This is a genomic window from Ruegeria sp. BJ3, assembly GCF_056535665.1.
The window spans coordinates 1,653,837-1,671,986 of the sequence record NZ_JBQFIT010000001.1 but is presented as its reverse complement, the minus strand read 5'-3'; the positions used below and the strand labels follow the sequence as shown (position 1 = coordinate 1,671,986).

Below are 18,150 nucleotides of genomic sequence, written 5' to 3'. Positions count from 1 at the left end.
CCGGAGGTGAAACATGCTGACCCAGATCAAAAGCGCTTTCAGCCGTTCGCAAGCCACGCTTTTGCAGGATGCAGCCGGCGTAGCTTCGCTGGTTGTCATGCTGATGGTGGCGCTTCACTTGCCCGTCGGGTTCTAAGCCTTTCTGCCTGCGATCTCGTGCCGATCAACCCGCGTATGTCATCCCCATTTCAGTCAAGGGTGACCTGCCTGTCCCAAACCCCTTGAAGGGGCCGTGCCTCGGCCCCACGCGGTAATCCGGACCCCACGCGAGAAACGCATTGACTGCCGCCGCCCTTTCCGCCCGGAAGGAGCGGCGGTTTTTTTACAATTGACCGGTTTTGAAGATCTCAAGCAGGGCTGACAGGACCGAGTTGACGGCCACCGAGGCCAGAATCATTCCCATGACCCGGCTGATGATTGCCGCCCCCGAATGACCGATCAGCCGGATGATTGGCTCGGCCAGTAGCATCAACACAAAGGCGCAGGCCAGCACGGACAGCATGACCAGCGCAGTAATGCCCTGATCCGCCACGCTGTAGCGGTGGTTGTCCGTCAGAATGACGATGGCCAGCATAGCACCGGGTGAGGCCAATGACGGGACCGCCAAGGGGAAGATCGCCGGGTTGTGCCTGTGCAGCTTGTCTTCCATGTCTTCTTCGGCCTGGCGCTGTTCGATTTCCTGTTTGCTTTCACCAAAAATCATCGTCAGCGCGAACAGGAACAGGATGATCCCGCCGGCGACCTGAAACGAGTTGAGGCCGATATCCAGCGCCTCGATCAGCAATTGTCCAAAGACCAGAAAGAACAGAAGGATGCCGGCGCTGATCAGTGCGGCCAGCAAGGCAGTGCGCCGGCGCGCGGCGGCTTCGATACCCGCAGTGACGGCAATGAAAACCGGGATGGTTCCGATCGGGTCGATGACGACCCACAAGGTTACAAAATGTTCCAGAAGGTTGTTCAATTGGCTTCTCCGTCAAATTGGTCAGGAGGTTAGCCGCCTTCGATTCAAAAGACCATGTTCAGGCGCAGTTGGCTTGTTCGGCCTTCTCGAAAGCCTCGGCGGTGGCGTCCAGCGCAAGCATGATCGACGCGTGCCGGTTCTTGTAATCGCGGGCGGGCCGCAGAACTTCCAACTCGTCAAACGGCGCATCCGGGGTCGGGCCATCACTCTTGAGCATGGCCGCCAACTGGTCGCGCGCGGTTTCGATTTGGGGGCGGGTTGCCCCGATGACCGATGCACCGACTACTGCCGCTGCGGCCTGACCCAGTGCGCAGGCTTTCACGTCCTGGCCAAACTCGGTAATCCGACCGTCCCGTACTTTGATGTCCACGGCAACCGTCGAGCCGCACAAGGGCGACCGTTTCTTGACGGTCGCATCCGGATCTTCCAACCGCTGCAGGTGCGGAATGTCGGCCGCCAGCGCCAAAATGCGCCCGGAGTAGAGCTTGATCAGGTCGGTTTCGCCGGACATGGGTTTCCCTCGGTGGCTGTTCCCCATACATAGTGGCCATGTTCTGGGATGCAAAAGGTTTTTGCGATGTCGCGCTCTGCTACGTTCGACCCGTCTACACTCAAATTCAATGAGGCTGGGTTGGTCCCGGCCATCGCGCAAGAGGAGAGCACCGGCGAGGTTCTCATGATGGCCTGGATGAACGCCGAGGCGATCCGAAAGTCGCTGGAAACCGGGCGCGTCACCTATTGGTCGCGCTCGCGCCAGTCCTTCTGGGTCAAGGGAGAAAGCTCGGGCCACGTACAAGAGTTGGTGGATTTTCGCGTCGATTGCGATCGAGACTGCCTGTTGGTTCTGGTACGACAAAGCGGCCCCGCTTGCCACACAAACCGCCAAAGCTGCTTCTACACCGCCGTCCGGGACGGGGAAGAGGTCGAATTGATGTCGCCGATGGTTTGACGGCGCCTAGCGGGCCTAAAGACCGACCATTGCGCGGACGTCTTCCGGCGTCGCTCCTTCGGCCCGATATTTCGCAATCGCCCTGGCGTCGTCTCGCTTGGCCAGCCGTTTTCCCGTTTCGTCCCGGATCAGTAGGTGATGGTGATAGGTGGGCGTCTCCAACCCCAACAAGCGCTGCAGCACCACGTGAATCCCGGTTGCGTCAAACAGATCCTGACCGCGAACCACATGTGAGATGTTCTGGGCGGCATCATCCAGAACGACTGACAGGTGATAGGACGTGCCCATACCCCGCCGGGCGAGGACGACATCGCCGACGCCGTGCAGCATCTGTTCGTCCGACAATTCTATCCAGCCAGTCGCGCCATCCGGACCGGACCCGGTCTCGTGAAACCTCAACCCGGTGGCGTCCCTCGCGATCCGGCGCAGCGCTTCGGACATATTGAGACGCAGGGCCACATCCTCCGGGATCGCGGACTGCACCTGATATGTCCATTTTTCACGGCATGTTCCGGGATATATGACGCCGTCAGGTCCGTGCAGAGGATACCCTTCCTGCGGCGCACTGGCGGCGGCCGCGATATCCTTGCGATTGCAGGTGCACGGATATAGCAGCCCTTGGGACCACAGCCGGTTCAAGGCCCGCCGATAGAGCGGCATACGATCGGATTGCCGCAACACAGGGCGAGGCCACGTCAAACCCAACCACGTCAGATCGTCATAGATCTGATCCTCCCAATGCCGACGCGCCCGGGACTGATCGATATCCTCGATCCGCAGCAGGAACGTGCCGGAGTTTCGGGCAGCGAGGCCATACGCCAGCAATGCAGAATACGCATGACCAAGATGCAATGGCCCGGTTGGAGATGGGGCAAATCTTGTGGTGAATTTCACGTCTTTTCAACGATATATACGTCGGATTTCAAGTCCAGCCCTGGCAAGTGCGGTCCGTGTTCGCGAAACAGAAGGCGCGCCGCTCCCATGTCCAGCCATTCGTTCAGGCGCCCGGTATAGCCGGGGTCGTCCAATGTATGGTCGTTGAACGAAAACGCCAGCAGGCCACTCTTTGGCAAGACTTTCATAAGCATGTCGAATGTCTGGGGCGGCGCGGCGCCGGCGCCGATCACTCCGATCGCGGCGATTGCCTTGTATGCCCCCGTCTCCAACGGGTTGGGATCGGTGATGTCGATGGCAGCAAGGTTGCGGTAGACGCCCTTGGCAGCAGCACCTTTCAGCATCTCGGGTGTCGGATCGACGCCGTCGATTGCCCGGTATCCGACCTTGTGCAAGGCGACACCGGACAACCCGGTCCCGCAGCCATAGTCAAGGATAGGTGTGTCCGGTTGCGGCAACTTGGACCACAACGCCTCGGCCACGCGGCCCGGCGTGGCATACCCGTGCTCGGCCACCTCATCTTCGTAAGAGGCCGCCCATTTCTGGTAATGCGCCTGGGTTTCCTGCGGCGTGTTCAGATCATATGTGTTTTTGAGGAACTTCTCGCTCATGCCGTCAGTTTAGGCGCGTGGCCCGGTCTGCGTCCAGTCAGCTTTGCGTCAGCCACTGCTGCCATGCCTCCTTGGCGCGATCGGTATAGGCTTTGTAGCGATCCTTGCGGCCGCGCCGTCCGCCTTTCAACCCGTCGACCGGTCGGAACAAACCAAAATTCACGTTCATAGGCTGAAAGGTCTTGGCCTCTGCGCCGCCGGTGATGTGGTGGATCAGCGCGCCCATGGCGCTGTCCTGCGGAACCGGGGGCAGGGGGTGGCCCAGAATCTCGGCAGCCGCCAGACGTCCGGCCAGCAGGCCCATCGCGGCGCTCTCGACATATCCTTCAACCCCGGTGATCTGCCCGGCAAATCGGATGTTTGGCTTGGATTTCAGGCGCATCTGCGCATCCAGCAAGGTGGGCGAGTTGATGAAGGTGTTGCGATGGATGCCGCCCAGTCGGGCAAAACTGGCATTCTCGAGCCCCGGGATCATCCGGAACACCTCGGTCTGGGCGCCGTATTTCATCTTGGTCTGGAACCCAACGATGTTGAACAGCGTGCCCAAAGCGTTGTCGCGGCGCAGTTGAACCACGGCATGGGGCTTTACGTCCGGCTGATGCGGATTGGTTAGGCCCACCGGTTTCATGGGCCCGTGGCGGAGGGTCTCGCGCCCACGCTCGGCCATCACCTCGATCGGCAGGCAGCCATCGAAATAGCCAGCTGTTTCACCTTCGTGGAACTCGGTCTTGTCAGCGGCCAGCAGCGCGTCGATGAAAGCCTCGTACTGGTCACGGTCCATCGGGCAGTTCAGATAGGCGGTACGCTCTTCCTCGGTCTCACCTTTGTCATAGCGCGACTGCATCCACGCCTTGCTCATGTCGATCGTGTCAGCGTAGACGATCGGGGCGATCGCGTCGAAAAAGGCCAGTGCTTCGGCCCCGGTCTCGCGCTGGATCGCTGCGCCCAACGCTGGCGAGGTCAGCGGACCGGTGGCAAAAATCCAAAGTCCATCGTCCGGAAGCGTGGTGACTTCCTCACCGGTGACGGTGACGCGTGGGTGCGTCTTCAGCTTGGCGGTCACCGTTTCGGCAAAAGGTTCACGGTCTACGGCAAGAGCGCCGCCCGCAGGAAGTCGGTGGGCGTCAGCGGTGGTCATGATCAACCCATTGGCCGCGCGCATTTCCCAGTGCAGCAAACCAACGGCATTCTGCTCGTCATCATCAGACCGGAACGAATTGGAACAGACCATCTCGCCCAGGTTGCCGGTTTGATGCGCAAAAGTGCCCACTTTGGGGCGCATTTCGTGAATCACGACGTCCACGCCCATTTCGGCGGCCTGCCATGCGGCCTCGGATCCGGCCATGCCGCCGCCAACGATATGCAATTTCTGTGTCATGTGCGTCCAAATAGGGCAGGTGGCCCGCGCGTGCAACGGCCAACGAAAACTGCTGCCAACAAGGCAGCAACGCTATGATTTTATTGGGAAGTCTTGGGGTCGCCGCTGCGGGAATGTCTGCGCCGGTGAGAGAAACCAGCTTGGAGGGACCTTCCGCCCACGGCGACCCAAAAGATAGTGAAGGCCTCAGCCCTGTCCCAGCTTTGCCACAGAGATGCCCTTTTGAAAAGTGCAAAAATGCGAACAGTCGATAATTTTAGCCATAACAATTGCGTCATTGGGTCCAATTTGGTGAGCGTTTTTCGATAAATGCGGAAATACCTTCCTCGGTATCCCGGTGCAGCATATTTTCGGCCATTACGCCGCCGGTATAGGCATATGCCTGATCCAAAGGCATCTGAAGTTGCTGATAAAACGCCTGTTTCCCGATCTTTACCGCCGCGCCCAGTTTGGACGCCAACTGCTCGGCCAACGACAGGGTTTCATGCTCCAGCAGCGTTTCCGGAACGACACGATTGACCAGGCCCAGCTCGGCGGCCCGCTCCGCTGGTATGAAATCACCGGTGGTCAGCATCTCAAACGCTAGTTTGCGCGGAATGTTGCGGCTCAGCGCCACCATCGGCGTCGAGCAGAAGAGACCGATGTTCACGCCATTGACGCCGAATCGCGTTCCTTCGGCCGCCACGGCCAGATCGCAGGTCGCCACCAGTTGGCAGCCGGCGGCCGTTGCAATGCCATGGACCTGCGCGATCACCGGTTGGGGCAGGGATTGGATCGACATCATCATTCGGGCGCAGCGATTGAACAGTTCGGTGAAGTAGGCCTTGCCTCCATCTTCAGCCTGCCGGCCCGCGGTCATCTGCTTGAGGTCATGACCGGCACAAAACGCCTTGCCTGCCCCTGACAGTATTACAGCGCGGATCGTGCGATCATCGCGCAGCGTATCCAATTCAGATTGCAGTGCCTCCAGCATTTCGTCGCTCAGCGCATTCAGCCGCTCGGGCGTATTCATTTTCAGATGAGCGATCGCGCCCGTGTCGTTACGTTCCAAAATTGCCATCTTGCCCTCCTGCCGGCTGTGGGGCCAACTTTAGGTCGGCAAATCGAGGAGGGGAAGCATGTCATTGGCAATGAACAAGGAAGAGCTGACGGAATATCTGGCGCAGGTCTTCCCGCAGGTGCACAAGGATTTCGTCGTCATGGATCTGACCGACGACTCGATCCGCATGCGCCTCGTTGTCGAAGATCGGCATCTGCGTCCGGGCGGAACTGTGTCCGGACCTTCGATGTTCGCCCTGGCCGATGTCTGTGTCTATTCAATGGTTCTGGCGCGAAAGGGTCGTCAATCCCTGGCCGTGACCACCAGCAGTTCCATGGATTTTCTGCGCAAACCTGCCGGTGGAGCCGACATGATTGCCGAGTGCAGGTTGCTGAAACTGGGGCGTACGCTGGCTGTTGGCGACGTCCTGATGTACTCGGAAGGGCAGGAGGCGCCGGTGGCGCGCGCAAGCATGACCTACTCGCTGCCACCTGCCGGCTCCGCCGCAGCTGCGTTCGGATAAAAAAATGCCGGGGACAAGCCCCGGCACAGGAAGAGGTCCCGTAATTGGGACTGGGGATATTCTAGCCAAGCCAGAATTGGCGGCGTGCTTCGCGGTCAGCCTCAAAGCGCGTCAGCCCGACATCCTTCAGCAGACGGTCATCCAGCCTGCTCAGGTTGACGCGGCTGCGGCGCCGGCGTTCCCATTGGGTGACAGTCGCCGCAAAACGCACGGCCAGCGCAGCGATCAGAGGCAGCCGGGGGCTGTCGTTCAGCAGCAAGAGGGCGGGGGTGTGCATTGCGCGTGTCATGGTAAGTATCCTTTCAAATTGTATTGACACAAAGCATAAATGTTCGGTACATTGCTGTGGTACATTCAAGATTGTACTGAACGCAAAGGAAGAATTGTAATGGATACAATTTGGCCGACAGACCTGCCAAAATCCAAGGGACCAAAGTACACACTGGTCGCAGATACAATTCGAAAAGCCATCGAAAACAAGCAGCTGGAAGTCGGGGTGAAACTTCCTCCGGTGCGGGAATTGGCGTATCGATTGCAAATCACACCGGGAACGGTCGCCCGGGCTTATTCCATTCTGACCGAGGAGGGGTTGCTGCAGGCCGAGGTCGGGCGTGGTACATTCGTGGCACCACCGAAAATGCCATTGCTAGACGATGTCTGGTCACGGCAGCTTCACCTTCGGGACGACAAGTATGACGCCAATGTCAGCCTGTTCAGCCCGCGACTGCCAGATGTCGGGCAGGTGTCCCTGATACGGTCATGCCTTGCCAAGGTGGCGCAGGGGGATCCGAAGATGTTCATGAACTATCCCACCCGCGACGCTTACCTGCCTGTGCGCCAGGCGGTCGTAGATTGGCTCTCCGACTTGCCGCTGGGTGCTTTGAACGCCGATGACATCGTTCTTACGCATGGCGGGCAAAGCGGACTGTGCGTCGTGTTCCAGACCGTTCTGCGCGATCCGAAACCCGTTGTTCTGGTCGAGGACCTTTCTTATGCTGGGTTCCGTCGAGCCGGTGAGTTGATGCGCGCCGAAGTTATTGGTGTGAAAATGGACAAATGGGGTATCAGCCCCGACGCGTTGGACCACATCCTTCGTCAAACTCGGGCGCAAGCGATTTGCGTGTCGCCCGAGGTTCAGAATCCGACCGGTGGGCATTCGCCTCTTGAACGCCGCAACGAGGTGATCGAGATCGCCCGCCGCTACGATCTGCAAATCATCGAAGACGATTGCTATCGTATGGGCGAGGCGCGCGCACCCAGCTACAGGGCACTTGCGCCTGAACGGGGCTGGCATGTGTCGTCGATTTCCAAGACCCTTACGCCTGCGTTGCGCGTGGGGTTCGCCATCGCTCCGCGGGAACGCAGCGGAGACCTGCGCCGATCGGCGGAATACGGGTATTTCGGATTGGCGCAGCCATTGGCCGAATTGACCCGCTTGCTCCTCAGTCACCCTCAATCCAGGCAAATGGCGCGGGATGTTCGCGCGAAGATGGGTGAGTATGTACGGGTGGCCGTCAATGCACTGGGCGGCTTCAATCTGAACTGGGACCCCGATATTCCATTTGTCTGGCTGAGCCTGCCGTCCGGCTGGCGCGCCGCAGCCTTCAGCAGGGCTGCCGAGCGTGAGGGCATTCAACTCCGATCGGCAGATGAATTCGCGCTGAGGGATGGAAGGGCGCCAAATGCCGTGCGCATTGCGATGAACGGGCATGTCTCGCTGAAGCAGTTCGAATCCGCCATGTTGCGTCTGCGCGCCTTGCTGGACAATCCGCCCGAACAAATCAGTGTTTGATTTGGGGTAAATAGATACCTATTTTTTAAGCTGCTGTTTTTTAAACTTAAATTGGACGTTACCGTTCTTGACGTGCACTTTCGAGCCATCTAAATACCCATTCATCGAATTCGGGCCGCTCCGCCTTGGGGGCGGTCTTTCACATCAAACAGGATTGTCCTGACATGAAAACCTTCTCTGCAACACCTGCAGACATCGACAAGAAGTGGATCCTGATCGACGCCGAGGGCGTTGTTCTGGGCCGTCTTGCCTCGATCGTCGCCATGCGCCTGCGTGGCAAGCACAAGCCGTCGTTCACCCCGAACATGGACATGGGCGACAACGTCATCGTCATCAACGCCGACAAGATCCAGATGACCGGCAAGAAGCGCGACGAGCACTTCTACTGGCACACTGGCCACCCGGGCGGCATCAAATCGCGCACCAAACAGCAGATCCTGGAAGGCGCGCACCCCGAGCGTGTGGTCTTTCAGGCCGTCAAGCGCATGCTGCCGGGCAACCGTCTGTCGCGCAAGCAGATGACCAACCTGCGCATCTATGCCGGTGCCGAGCACCCGCACGAAGCCCAGGCCCCCGAAGTTCTGGATGTCAAATCCATGAACAAGAAAAACACCCGGAGCTAATGACCGATGGCTGATCAGATCAATACTCTCGAAGAGCTGAGCGCCGTCGCAGGCGTTGAAACCGTGGCCGAAGAAGTTGTTGTGCGCGAGCCCGTGCGTGACGAACTGGGTCGCTCCTATGCAACCGGCAAGCGTAAAGACGCTGTTGCCCGCGTTTGGATCAAGCCGGGCTCCGGCAAGGTCACCGTGAACGGCAAGGACCAGGACGTGTATTTCGCACGCCCCGTTCTGCAGCTGATCCTGCGCCAGCCGTTCCAGGTTGCTGGTGTCGAAGGTGAATTCGACGTTGTGGCAACCGTCAAGGGCGGTGGCCTGACCGGTCAGGCCGGTGCGGTCAAGCACGGCATCTCGAAAGCGCTGCAGCTGTACGATCCCAGCCTGCGCGGTGCGCTGAAGGCCGCTGGCTTCCTGACCCGCGACAGCCGCGTCGTGGAACGGAAGAAATACGGCAAGCGCAAAGCCCGCCGTTCGTTCCAGTTCTCGAAGCGTTAATCGCTACCGAGTTTTTCAAATGCAAAGGGCTCGCATTCGCGAGCCCTTTTTTCGTTGTGTTTCTTTGGTTTTACTCTTCGTAGACCATTTTCCACGCGCCGTTTTCCACCACGTTGACGTAGACAGTATCGGCGCCCTGATGGTCATCGGGTCCAAAGGTCATGTGGTTGCCGACCAGTTCATCCTGATAGTCCAGCGTCTCCATTGCAGCGATAAAGCTGTCCTGGGTCAGGTCGGGGCCGGCGGCCTCCAGCGCCTTGACCATCATTTCGGCCGCGGCATATCCCAGCATTGAAAAGCCCACCGGGTCTTCGCCGGTGGCAGCCTTGTATTCCTCGATGAAGGCCTTGGGGGCCGGTTCATCCGCGCGGGCCCACAGGTCCTGCCACGAGGCGGCGGCGTAGAAGCCATCGGTCACGCCACCCGGCACCTGTGCCACCACGGTCAGGAAACTGGCCGAGGTGCCCAGGAACTTCATGTCCGTCAGGCCCATCTTCTTGGCGGTGCCGACCACGGTGATGGCCTGCCGTACGCCCAGGGCGATGGTGACGATGTCGCAGCCTTCTTCCTTCAGCTTGCTCAGCGAGCCCACGAAATCGGTTTCGTCAGGTTTATGAGTGGTTTCCGCGGCAAAGGTAGTGCCGGATTCCCTGGCGCCTTCCTGGCTGCCTTCCAGGATTTCCTTGCCGAAATCGGTGGGCAGATACATCGTGCAGACCTTGTCGCCGCCGAATTCCTGCGCCAGATATTTCACGCCCACGCGCGCTTGGTCGTAATAGCTGGAAAACGAGGTGAACTTGTTCTTCATCGGCTCCTGCAGCATCTGCCGCGCGGCCGACAAGGGGGCGACGTTGGGAATGCCTTTGGGGTCCAGCAGCTTGAACCCGGCCAGGTTCATCGGCGTGCCCAGCGATTGCAGCATGGCAAACACCTTGTCGCGGTTCAGCAGCTTGTTGTAGCCCTGCATCGCGCGCGGCATCTGGTATCCGTTGTCCTCGACCACATAGCGGATCTTGCGGCCATGCACGCCGCCATTTGCATTGACCCGGTCGAACACCACGTTCGCGCCCTTGGTGGCCGGAACCCCGACGGCGGCGAAAATGCCGCTGAGGTCATTGACCGACCCGATGACGATTTCGTCGTCAGTCACGCCTTGCGTTTCGGCCCAGCCCACCGAGGCCAGGGCGGACAGGGCGGTTGCTGCCGCCAGCCGTCTGATTGCTTTGGTCATGTGTCTTCCTCCCTTGGGATTGATCCCTGTTCTATTTGTACATGTCTTCAATGAGATGCGCGTGTTTCTTTTCCACCAAGCTGCGTTTCAGTTTCATCGTCGCGGTCAGTTCGTCATCTTCGGCAGTCAGCAGCACGTCGATCAGGCGGAAATCCTTGATCTGCTCGACCCGCGCGAATTCCTTGTTCACCGCCGCCACTTCGGCACCGATCAGTTCGCGCACCTCGGCTGCAGCGCAGAGCGAGGCGAAGTTCGAAAACGGCACCTTGCGGTCCTGCGCGAACTTCTCGACGTTTTCCTGATCGATCATCACCAGCGCCGTCAGGTACTTGCGGCGGTCGCCGATGATCACTGCGTCCGAGATGTAATGCGAGAACTTCAGCCGGCTTTCGATCTCGGCCGGGGTGATGTTCTTTCCGCCGGCGGTGATGATGATGTCTTTGAGGCGGCCGGTGATGGTGACATAGCCGTCCGCGTCCACGTGCCCCATATCGCCGGTGCGCAGCCAGCCATCGGCGGTGAAGGTCTCGGCGGTTTTGGCATTGTTGCGCCAATAGCCCTGGAACACGTTCAGGCCGCGGATCTGGATTTCGCCCTCGTCCGAGATACGCAGGTCGATCCCCGGTGCGGGCTTGCCGATGGTACCGATGTGGTTGGCCTCGGGCGTGTTCAGCGTGGCGATGCCCGAGGTCTCGGTCATGCCGAAGCCCTCGACCAGCGGCACGCCGATGGCCCAGTACCATTTCAGCAGCTCGGGCGAGATCGGGGCCGCACCGGACCCGCCGCGCCGCAGCCGGTCCATGCCTAGCATCCGGCGCAGGTTGCGCAGCACCAGCCGGTCCCACAGCCAGAAATTCGCGGCCACCGCCGGCGGCACCGGTTTGCCCTGCAGGATGTACTCGGCCCGTTTCATCCCGGCCTTCAGCGCCATGCCAAAGGCGGCGCGCCCGGCCGGGGTGGCCTCTTGCGCCATGATCAGCACCTGCGAATAGATCTTCTCCCACACGCGCGGGACGGCGGTAAAGGTCGAGGGCGACACTTCCTGCAGGTTGGCAAAGACCGTCTCGGGGCTTTCGGCGAAGTTCACCGTACATTTCGAGGCCAGCGGGAAATAGATCGACACGTCGCGCTCAAGGATATGACACAGCGGCAAAAAGCAAAGCTGCTCGTCCGTTTCCAGCGCGGGCAGGCAGCGTGCGCCGCATTCGATCGCGGCCATGATGTTTTCGTTGCTCAGCATCGCACCCTTGGGCATGCCGGTGGTGCCCGAGGTATAGATCAGCAGCGCCGTGTCCTGCGGCGTGGCCAGTGCGATTTCGGCTTCGAACCGGCCCGGTTCTTCGCGCTCGGCCGCGTGGCCGAGGGCATAGAGATCCTCGATCATCATGCAGCGGGGGTGGGCCAAGTCGTGCAGGCCTTCGTCTTCGAGTATGATGACCTTCAACAGGCCGGGCACCTCGTCTTCTATGTCCAGAAATTTGTCCAGCTGCTCTTCGTCTTCGACGATCAGAAAGCGGCTGTCGCTGTCATTGATCAGGTACTTCAACTGGCTGGCCGAGTCGGTGGTGTAGACGCCCGAGGCGATGCCGCCGACGCATTGGATGCCCAGATCGAACCAGGCCCATTCCTTGCGGTCCTCGGACAGGATCGAGACGACCTCACCGCGTTGCAGTCCCAGCTTGCGCAGCGCCAGCCCGATCCATTTGGCGTGCTGCCAGTAGACGGCCCAGGAATAGGATTTCCAGATGCCCAGATCCTTTTCCCGATGCGCGGTGCGGTCGCCCAGGGCGGCACAGCGTTTCTGGAACAGCTCGGGGATGGTGACGCAGCCATCGACCCGCACGGGGCGCTGGCCGGGGGTGGCGTTGAACTGGACGCCGTTGATGGTGGTCTGCGGGGGCAGGGTGGTCATGTTCATCCGGCTCACCTCCACGTCTTCTTGCGTTTCCAGCGGCGGTTTTCCCGCGCGCCTTCCTCCTGCACGCCCAGATAGAAGTTCTGGATGTCCTCGGACCGCATCAACACGTCGGCGGGGCCGTCCATCACGATGCGCCCGACCTCCATGACATAGCCATGATCGGCCAGTTCCAGCGCGGCGTTGGCGTTCTGCTCGACCAGCATCATGGTCATGTTCTGCTCGCCATTCAGGCGTCTGAGGATGCCGAAGATCTCTTGGACCAGCAGCGGCGACAGGCCCAGCGAGGGTTCGTCCAGCAGCATGATGCGCGGGTTGGCCATCAGGCCGCGGCCGATGGCCAGCATCTGCTGCTGCCCACCAGACAGTGTGCCGGCCTCTTGGTTGCGACGTTCCTTCAGGACCGGGAAGTAGGAAAACACCAACTCGCGATCGCGCTCGATCTGGGCCTTGTCATGCAGGGTGTAGGCCCCGAGGCTGAGGTTTTCGTTCACCGTCAGCAGCGGGAACACCTCGCGCCCCTCGGGCACATGCACGATGCCCTTCTGGACGATCTTGTGCGGCTCCAGCCCCTGGATTTCCTCGCCGTCGAAGGTGATCGTTCCCTTTTCCGGGTCCATCACGCCCGAGACGGTCTTCATCAGCGTCGTCTTGCCCGCCCCGTTGGCGCCCAGGATTGAGACGATCTGGCCCGGGTGCACGTCCAGCGACACGCCGCGGATCGCCATAATCGGGCCATAGAAGCTTTCGATGTTGCGGATGCTCAGGATCGGTGCGCTCATGAGGCTTTCCCCAGATAGGCTTCGACGACGGCGGGGTGCGATTGCACCTGCGCCGGTGTCCCAAGGGCCAGTTTCGCCCCGTCGGCCATGGCCAGCACCCGGTCGGACACGCCCGAAACCAGCCCCATGTCATGTTCGACCATCAACACCGTGATCCCCATCTGCCGCCGGATGTCGTCGATCCACCAGCGCATGTCTGTTGTTTCCTCGACCGACAGCCCCGAGGCCGGTTCATCCAGCAGCAGCAGCTTGGGGTCGGTGGCCAGCGCACGCGCGACCTCGACCACCTTGCGGACGCCGTAAGGCAGGCCGGCAATCATCTTGTCGCGATAGGCCTGCAGATCGAGGAAATCGATGATCTCTTCGACCTTCTCGCGGTTCTCCAGCTCTTGCCGGCGGGCCGAGGGAGTAAAGAACACCTCGGACAGCAGGTTGGTCCGCCGGTGGCGGTGCCGCCCGACCAGCAGGTTCTGCAACACGGTTGCATGTTCGAACAGCTCGATGTTCTGGAAGGTGCGCGCGACGCCATAGGCGGCCACGCCCGAGGGCTTGACCTGCAGCAGATCGTGCCCGTCGAACCGGATCTGGCCCGCGAACGGGTCGTAAAAGCGCGAAATCAAGTTGAACACCGTGGATTTGCCGGCCCCGTTCGGGCCGACGATGGCAAAGACCTCGCCTTCCTCGACCGAAAAGGACAGATCGTTCACCGCCGTCAGGCCACCGAATTTCAGGGTGACGTTCTCGAATTCCAGCAGGCTCATCTCAGGCGCTCCGTCTTGAGATAGGATTTCTGCCGCTTGAACATGTCCTTGCGGTAGAAGGGGAACAGCTCGAACCAGGTGCGGATTTTCAGCCATCGGCCGTAGATGCCCATCGGCTCGAACAGGATGAACCCGATCAGGATCATGCCGAAGATGCCGAATTCAAGCCCCGGAATGGCGACGGTTCCGCCACCGAACAGGGCGGCTGCGTATTCCTTGGCGATCGACAGGAACTGCGGCAGAAACCCGATGACGATGGCGCCCAGAAACGCGCCGTGGATCGAGCCCAGTCCGCCGATCACGATCATCATCAGCAGCTGGATCGAGATCACAACGCTGAAGGTTTCGTTGTTGAAGGCCCCGGCATACAGGCCCATCAGCGCCCCCGCCCATCCAGTCACGGCGCAGGACAATGCGAAAGACACGGTCTTGGTGCGCGCGATGTCGATGCCCATCGCCTGCGCGGACACTTCCGAGTCGCGCACCGCGATGAAGCTGCGCCCCAGCGGCGTACGCAGAAGGTTGATATAGCCCAGCGTGACCAGAACCGTGACGGCCAGAACCAGCCAATAGAACTGCTCGGGCGTGCCCCAGCGATCGACCAGATGGCCGAATATCTCGACCCCGCCCATGTATTTGCCCGCCACGCCGCCGGTGATCGGTTCGGCCAGAACGATGAGGTCGTCCATCAGGATCGACAGGGCCAGGGTGAAAATCGCCAGATAGATTCCGTGTAGCCGCAGGGCAGGGATGGCAACCGTGACCCCGGCGATACCGGTCAGGATGCCGGCCAACGGAAAGGCCACCAGAAACGGCACGCCTGACTCGATCAGGATCACGTTGGCATAGCAGCCAAAGGCCAGAAACGCCGCGTGGCCCAGGCTGGCCTGGCCGGTATGCCCGGTCAGGATCATCAGACCCAGCCCGGCGATGGCCCAGATCAGAACGTTCGTCAGCTCTCCCAGATAGAACGCGTCCAGCCACCACGGCGCGGCAAAGACCACCGTCAGCAGGATCAGGTAGAGTGACAACTGGTATCCGTCCTTCCACGGGCGGATGTCCTGCATGTAGTCGGTTTTGAAAACGATCCTCATGCGCTCAGACCTTCTTGACCCGGACCTGGCTGAACAGGCCGTGCGGACGGAAGATCAGCACCGCCAGCAACAGCGCATAGGGCGCGATCTGGCTGTAGCCCGCAGCGATGTAGCGGCTGGCGAAGGGTTCGATCACGCCGACGATCAGACCGCCCGCCAAGGCTCCGGGCAGGCTGCCAAACCCGCCGATGACCGCGGCCGCAAACGCCTTGATTCCCAGCAGCCCGGTGGTCGGATCGACCGAACCCTTGGCGGCGAACAGGATGCCCGCGATCCCGGCCACGACGCCGGCCAGACCCCAGATGAAACCCTGAACACGCTTGACCGGTACCCCCATGTAATAGGCCGCCAACTGGTTCTGCGAGGCGCCCTGCATCGCCAGACCCAGCTTGGTCTTGCTGAAAAACACATACAGCCCCCACGTCAGCAGCACCGTCACGACGATGACCGCCACGTCCTCCATCCCCAGAACCAACCCGCCAAAACGGACCTCCTTGCCGGCCAGCGGATTTTCCAGCGTCTGCGGCTCGTGCCCCCAGATCAGCCCGGCAACAAAGCGGATCACGAAACCCAGGGCGATGGTCAGGATGACCACGGCGGTCTGGCTTTCCCCGAACAGGCGGCGGATGATCAACCGGTCCAGCAGATACCCCAGCGCACCCATGATCCCCAGCGAGATGGGCAGGGCCAGCCAGAAGGGCAGGCCCATATACTCGGTATTGGTCAGCCCGATGGTGACGAAGGCGCCCAGCATCATAAAATCGCCCTGGGCGAAGTTCACGGCCTCGGTCGCCTTGTAGATCAGTACGAAGCCGAGTGCGATCAGGCCGTAGACACAGCCATTCGCCAGCCCGCTGATCAGCAGCTGTGCGTTGTCCAAATTCTCCTCCCAATTGCCGGTTTGCCCGGCGTCCTAACGCCCCGGATCTCCTCCAATCACCGGGGCGCCTGTTCTACTATGGCGTGATTATTACCTTACCGTCACTCTTTTTCAGTGCAACTGCCAGATCGGAAACGATTTTGTTCAGCGGGACATGCGCCGAGACATCCGTTTTCCACCGTCCGTCCGCAAAGCGGGCCTGCACCTCGGCAACCGCGCGCATCTGCTCTTCGGGTGGCGTGGACATCATCCATTTGGTCAGCCAGAAGCCCTCGATCTGCTTGCTCATGAAGATCAACTGGCCCATCTGGGTCAGCTTCGGCGGCTCGCTGCTGAGTTTGCCATAAGACACCCAGCGCCCGCCGTTGGGCATGGCGCAGAATACTTGCTCGGACAGCTGATCCGAGACCGCATCCAGAAAAACCCGAGGCTTGAGCTGTGCGCTGATGGCCGCAAACTTGGAGACGGCATCGTCTTCGGTGGTTACGATGACCTCGGCCGCTCCGTGGCTTTTGAGCAGTTCGACCGTTTCAGGGCGCCGCACCATGGCAATCGGCTTCAGGCCAAGGTCTCGGCCCAGCCCGCACATCAGCTTGCCCAACTGGCTGGTGGCCGCGGAAACGACAAAGGCCTCACCTTCGGAACGCGCGATCTCAACCATTGCCATTGCGGTCAGCGGATTGACGATCTGTGCAGCACCGTCATCGTCCGAGATCTCGGGCCGCAAAGGAATGCACATCTGGGCCTGTGTCAGGGCATACTCGGCCCATGCGCCGGACCCGGAGGCGACGAAGGCGACCCTTTGCCCCTTCAGCGCTTCGGCGCCCGCGCCGGTGGCGACGACGTCCCCGCACCCTTCGAAACCGGCCGGTGCACCTTTGACCCGCGGCTGACCGTACTCACCCTTGATGAAATGAAGGTCCGAGGGGTTCACCGATGCGGTGCGCAATTTGATCAGCACCTGGCCGGGGCCCGGCGTGGGCACCGGGATCTCGGCATTCTCAACCCAGTCGGCGGCGTCATCGATCGCCGGGCCCGTGGCCGTACCGGAGTATCCGTCAAATTTCTGGATCACGGCAAACATGGATTTGGGGAGTTCAGTCATTCTTTTTCCTTTGTTTCCGACATTTTCAAGCAAACGGGTCGATCCGAGTGCACGCCCCAGGGCAGGGCGCACCGATGCCGACAATAGGTCGTCCCGACTTGATGCGACTGGTTAAGCCAAGCCAAACAAATGGCACCGGACAGGTCAATCGACCACAGGGTTAACGTTGGGGAATTGGGAAGCCGGTGCAGGTGTGACAAGGCCGGAAAAATGCCGGCCTTGTCGAAGGCCTTATTGCGTCAACAGGTTGCGCAGTTCCTGAATCTTGAGCGCAGCCGTTTCCGGCGCTTCCTTGATGCCATCGAGGATCTTGATCACCTGGTCCTGAATCTCCTGGCTCAGCTGACTGTTCTTCACGGATTCAACCATCGCGTCATAGTCGAACTGCTCGGCCGACAGCATGCCTTCGTCAACCCAGGTATTCAGCAACTCCTGCCCTTGGGCAGTGAGTGCTGCAACCTGATCGCCTGCCTGGTTGGCCAGATCCGTGGCTGCATCGCCGGCCTGGTTTGCCAGATCCGTGGCTGTCTGACCGGCTTGCTCGGCGGCTTCACCGGCCTGTTCGACGGCGGCCGAGGCTGCGTCACCCGCTTGCTGCGCGGCCGTCGACAACGCCTCGCTGGCGGCTTCCTGGGCTGCGGTTGCGGCCTCGCCGACGGCCTCGCCGGCTTCTTTGGCGGCAGATTGCAGTTTCTCGGCCGGGGTGGGCTCGGGCTGATTCAGGTAGAAATACGCGCCGGCACCCAATCCGGCGATGATAATCAGGATGATAATGCGGGACATTGGGGTCTCCTTTTCGGATGTGTGCCGCTGATGTGGGGAGAAACTACCTGAGATCAAAGGGGAAATCCCAAAAATTCGGCGCATGTTCGGGGTTTGGGCCACTCGGCGCTGATCAATCAGACGATCGGCGGCGGCAACACGCCACCGGCGAAAATACACGGTTGCAACCATCAGGCGAACAAGAAAGGGGGGCGTCATTGGGAAGTAATGGCGGAGAGACAGGGATTCGAACCCTGGGTGGGCTTGCACCCACAACGGTTTTCGAGACCGCCCCGTTCGACCACTCCGGCACCTCTCCGCGGGGGTCTGTGAGGGGGGGATTTAGTTGTGATCGCCG

21 protein-coding genes and 1 tRNA gene are annotated in these 18,150 nt (G+C 60.6%); 6 read left to right on the top strand and 16 right to left on the bottom strand.

What is annotated here, in order from left to right; all coding sequences use genetic code 11:
- Positions 1-13 precede the first annotated feature (13 nt).
- Positions 14-136, top strand: coding sequence for a hypothetical protein (locus ACR3EL_RS08410; RefSeq protein WP_260066061.1), 123 nt, complete (start codon positions 14-16; stop codon positions 134-136).
- 186 nt (positions 137-322) lie between these two features.
- Here the strand turns inward: ACR3EL_RS08410 and ACR3EL_RS08405 are convergent, their stop codons facing one another.
- Both ACR3EL_RS08405 and ACR3EL_RS08400 read right to left on the bottom strand, forming a co-directional pair.
- A complete protein-coding gene (locus tag ACR3EL_RS08405; RefSeq protein WP_093962021.1) occupies positions 323-961 on the bottom strand; it encodes a MarC family protein in 639 nt (212 codons plus the stop codon).
- A 58-nt stretch (positions 962-1,019) separates the two neighbouring features.
- The gene (locus ACR3EL_RS08400; RefSeq protein ID WP_093962022.1) at positions 1,020-1,472 is read right to left on the bottom strand and encodes an iron-sulfur cluster assembly scaffold protein; all 453 of its coding nucleotides are present in this window, start codon (positions 1,470-1,472) and stop codon (positions 1,020-1,022) included.
- 48 nt (positions 1,473-1,520) lie between these two features.
- On the opposite strand from ACR3EL_RS08400, the gene hisI reads away from it, so the two are divergent.
- Complete coding sequence (hisI, locus tag ACR3EL_RS08395) at positions 1,521-1,910, top strand: phosphoribosyl-AMP cyclohydrolase (protein WP_480721173.1); 390 nt, start codon at positions 1,521-1,523, stop codon at positions 1,908-1,910.
- A gap of 15 nt (positions 1,911-1,925) precedes the next feature.
- Here the strand turns inward: hisI and gluQRS are convergent, their stop codons facing one another.
- The 4 genes from gluQRS to ACR3EL_RS08375 form a co-directional block, all read right to left on the bottom strand.
- Entirely contained in the window at positions 1,926-2,804 is an 879-nt protein-coding gene (gene gluQRS / locus ACR3EL_RS08390) for a tRNA glutamyl-Q(34) synthetase GluQRS (protein ID WP_480721172.1), read from the bottom strand.
- Entirely contained in the window at positions 2,801-3,415 is a 615-nt protein-coding gene (locus tag ACR3EL_RS08385; protein WP_170338662.1) for a class I SAM-dependent DNA methyltransferase, read from the bottom strand. Before ACR3EL_RS08385 ends, gluQRS begins: the two co-directional genes overlap by 4 nt.
- A gap of 37 nt (positions 3,416-3,452) precedes the next feature.
- Positions 3,453-4,793, bottom strand: a complete 1,341-nt coding sequence (gene trmFO / locus ACR3EL_RS08380) for a methylenetetrahydrofolate--tRNA-(uracil(54)-C(5))-methyltransferase (FADH(2)-oxidizing) TrmFO (protein ID WP_480721170.1) — start codon at positions 4,791-4,793, stop codon at positions 3,453-3,455.
- Between the two features lie 274 nt (positions 4,794-5,067).
- On the bottom strand, positions 5,068-5,853 hold the full coding sequence (locus ACR3EL_RS08375) for an enoyl-CoA hydratase (protein WP_170338659.1): 786 nt from the start codon (positions 5,851-5,853) through the stop codon (positions 5,068-5,070).
- Between the two features lie 58 nt (positions 5,854-5,911).
- Here ACR3EL_RS08375 and ACR3EL_RS08370 point away from each other — a divergent pair, with 58 nt between their 5' ends.
- Positions 5,912-6,355, top strand: a complete 444-nt coding sequence (locus ACR3EL_RS08370; RefSeq protein WP_093962028.1) for a PaaI family thioesterase — start codon at positions 5,912-5,914, stop codon at positions 6,353-6,355.
- 61 nt (positions 6,356-6,416) lie between these two features.
- Here the strand turns inward: ACR3EL_RS08370 and ACR3EL_RS08365 are convergent, their stop codons facing one another.
- On the bottom strand, positions 6,417-6,644 hold the full coding sequence (locus ACR3EL_RS08365; RefSeq protein ID WP_093962029.1) for a DUF1127 domain-containing protein: 228 nt from the start codon (positions 6,642-6,644) through the stop codon (positions 6,417-6,419).
- 99 nt (positions 6,645-6,743) lie between these two features.
- Here ACR3EL_RS08365 and ACR3EL_RS08360 point away from each other — a divergent pair, with 99 nt between their 5' ends.
- The 3 genes from ACR3EL_RS08360 (at position 6,744) to rpsI (ending at position 9,262) form a co-directional block, all read left to right on the top strand.
- The gene (locus tag ACR3EL_RS08360; protein ID WP_170338657.1) at positions 6,744-8,147 is read left to right on the top strand and encodes an aminotransferase-like domain-containing protein; all 1,404 of its coding nucleotides are present in this window, start codon (positions 6,744-6,746) and stop codon (positions 8,145-8,147) included.
- 164 nt (positions 8,148-8,311) lie between these two features.
- A complete protein-coding gene (gene rplM / locus ACR3EL_RS08355; protein ID WP_093962031.1) occupies positions 8,312-8,770 on the top strand; it encodes a 50S ribosomal protein L13 in 459 nt (152 codons plus the stop codon).
- Positions 8,771-8,776: 6 nt separating this feature from the next.
- The gene (gene rpsI / locus ACR3EL_RS08350) at positions 8,777-9,262 is read left to right on the top strand and encodes a 30S ribosomal protein S9 (RefSeq protein WP_005983014.1); all 486 of its coding nucleotides are present in this window, start codon (positions 8,777-8,779) and stop codon (positions 9,260-9,262) included.
- Positions 9,263-9,332: 70 nt separating this feature from the next.
- On the opposite strand, the gene ACR3EL_RS08345 is transcribed toward rpsI, so the two are convergent.
- The 9 genes from ACR3EL_RS08345 to ACR3EL_RS08305 all read right to left on the bottom strand — a co-directional run bounded on the left by ACR3EL_RS08345 (position 9,333) and on the right by ACR3EL_RS08305 (position 18,111).
- Complete coding sequence (locus ACR3EL_RS08345) at positions 9,333-10,493, bottom strand: ABC transporter substrate-binding protein (protein WP_480721167.1); 1,161 nt, start codon at positions 10,491-10,493, stop codon at positions 9,333-9,335.
- 31 nt (positions 10,494-10,524) lie between these two features.
- Positions 10,525-12,411, bottom strand: a complete 1,887-nt coding sequence (locus tag ACR3EL_RS08340) for an AMP-dependent synthetase/ligase (RefSeq protein ID WP_480721165.1) — start codon at positions 12,409-12,411, stop codon at positions 10,525-10,527.
- A 5-nt stretch (positions 12,412-12,416) separates the two neighbouring features.
- A complete protein-coding gene (locus ACR3EL_RS08335) occupies positions 12,417-13,190 on the bottom strand; it encodes an ABC transporter ATP-binding protein (RefSeq protein WP_170338651.1) in 774 nt (257 codons plus the stop codon).
- Positions 13,187-13,951 carry an ABC transporter ATP-binding protein gene (locus tag ACR3EL_RS08330; RefSeq protein ID WP_170338649.1) on the bottom strand — a complete coding sequence of 255 codons (765 nt, stop codon included), beginning with the start codon at positions 13,949-13,951 and terminating at the stop codon, positions 13,187-13,189. The genes ACR3EL_RS08335 and ACR3EL_RS08330 overlap by 4 nt, the downstream gene beginning before the upstream one ends.
- Complete coding sequence (locus ACR3EL_RS08325) at positions 13,948-15,045, bottom strand: branched-chain amino acid ABC transporter permease (protein ID WP_170338647.1); 1,098 nt, start codon at positions 15,043-15,045, stop codon at positions 13,948-13,950. Before ACR3EL_RS08325 ends, ACR3EL_RS08330 begins: the two co-directional genes overlap by 4 nt.
- Before the next feature lie 4 nt (positions 15,046-15,049).
- Positions 15,050-15,925 carry a branched-chain amino acid ABC transporter permease gene (locus ACR3EL_RS08320; protein ID WP_005983028.1) on the bottom strand — a complete coding sequence of 292 codons (876 nt, stop codon included), beginning with the start codon at positions 15,923-15,925 and terminating at the stop codon, positions 15,050-15,052.
- Positions 15,926-16,001: 76 nt separating this feature from the next.
- Complete coding sequence (locus ACR3EL_RS08315) at positions 16,002-17,030, bottom strand: zinc-binding dehydrogenase (protein ID WP_170338645.1); 1,029 nt, start codon at positions 17,028-17,030, stop codon at positions 16,002-16,004.
- 231 nt (positions 17,031-17,261) lie between these two features.
- Positions 17,262-17,813 (bottom strand): hypothetical protein, encoded by a 552-nt coding sequence (locus ACR3EL_RS08310; protein ID WP_170338643.1) that lies wholly within the window; start codon positions 17,811-17,813, stop codon positions 17,262-17,264.
- Positions 17,814-18,021: 208 nt separating this feature from the next.
- Positions 18,022-18,111, bottom strand: a tRNA-Ser gene (locus ACR3EL_RS08305).
- Positions 18,112-18,150 lie beyond the last annotated feature (39 nt).

Coding starts and splice junctions, on each gene's coding strand:
- ACR3EL_RS08410 (WP_260066061.1), top strand. CDS start 14: ATGCTGACCCAGATCAAAAGCGCTTTCAGCCGTTCGCAAGCCACGCTT.
- ACR3EL_RS08400 (WP_093962022.1), bottom strand. CDS start 1,472: ATGTCCGGCGAAACCGACCTGATCAAGCTCTACTCCGGGCGCATTTTG.
- hisI (WP_480721173.1), top strand. CDS start 1,521: ATGCAAAAGGTTTTTGCGATGTCGCGCTCTGCTACGTTCGACCCGTCT.
- ACR3EL_RS08385 (WP_170338662.1), bottom strand. CDS start 3,415: ATGAGCGAGAAGTTCCTCAAAAACACATATGATCTGAACACGCCGCAG.
- trmFO (WP_480721170.1), bottom strand. CDS start 4,793: ATGACACAGAAATTGCATATCGTTGGCGGCGGCATGGCCGGATCCGAG.
- ACR3EL_RS08375 (WP_170338659.1), bottom strand. CDS start 5,853: ATGGCAATTTTGGAACGTAACGACACGGGCGCGATCGCTCATCTGAAA.
- ACR3EL_RS08370 (WP_093962028.1), top strand. CDS start 5,912: ATGTCATTGGCAATGAACAAGGAAGAGCTGACGGAATATCTGGCGCAG.
- ACR3EL_RS08365 (WP_093962029.1), bottom strand. CDS start 6,644: ATGACACGCGCAATGCACACCCCCGCCCTCTTGCTGCTGAACGACAGC.
- ACR3EL_RS08360 (WP_170338657.1), top strand. CDS start 6,744: ATGGATACAATTTGGCCGACAGACCTGCCAAAATCCAAGGGACCAAAG.
- rplM (WP_093962031.1), top strand. CDS start 8,312: ATGAAAACCTTCTCTGCAACACCTGCAGACATCGACAAGAAGTGGATC.
- rpsI (WP_005983014.1), top strand. CDS start 8,777: ATGGCTGATCAGATCAATACTCTCGAAGAGCTGAGCGCCGTCGCAGGC.
- ACR3EL_RS08345 (WP_480721167.1), bottom strand. CDS start 10,493: ATGACCAAAGCAATCAGACGGCTGGCGGCAGCAACCGCCCTGTCCGCC.
- ACR3EL_RS08340 (WP_480721165.1), bottom strand. CDS start 12,411: ATGAACATGACCACCCTGCCCCCGCAGACCACCATCAACGGCGTCCAG.
- ACR3EL_RS08335 (WP_170338651.1), bottom strand. CDS start 13,190: ATGAGCGCACCGATCCTGAGCATCCGCAACATCGAAAGCTTCTATGGC.
- ACR3EL_RS08330 (WP_170338649.1), bottom strand. CDS start 13,951: ATGAGCCTGCTGGAATTCGAGAACGTCACCCTGAAATTCGGTGGCCTG.
- ACR3EL_RS08325 (WP_170338647.1), bottom strand. CDS start 15,045: ATGAGGATCGTTTTCAAAACCGACTACATGCAGGACATCCGCCCGTGG.
- ACR3EL_RS08315 (WP_170338645.1), bottom strand. CDS start 17,030: ATGACTGAACTCCCCAAATCCATGTTTGCCGTGATCCAGAAATTTGAC.
- ACR3EL_RS08310 (WP_170338643.1), bottom strand. CDS start 17,813: ATGTCCCGCATTATCATCCTGATTATCATCGCCGGATTGGGTGCCGGC.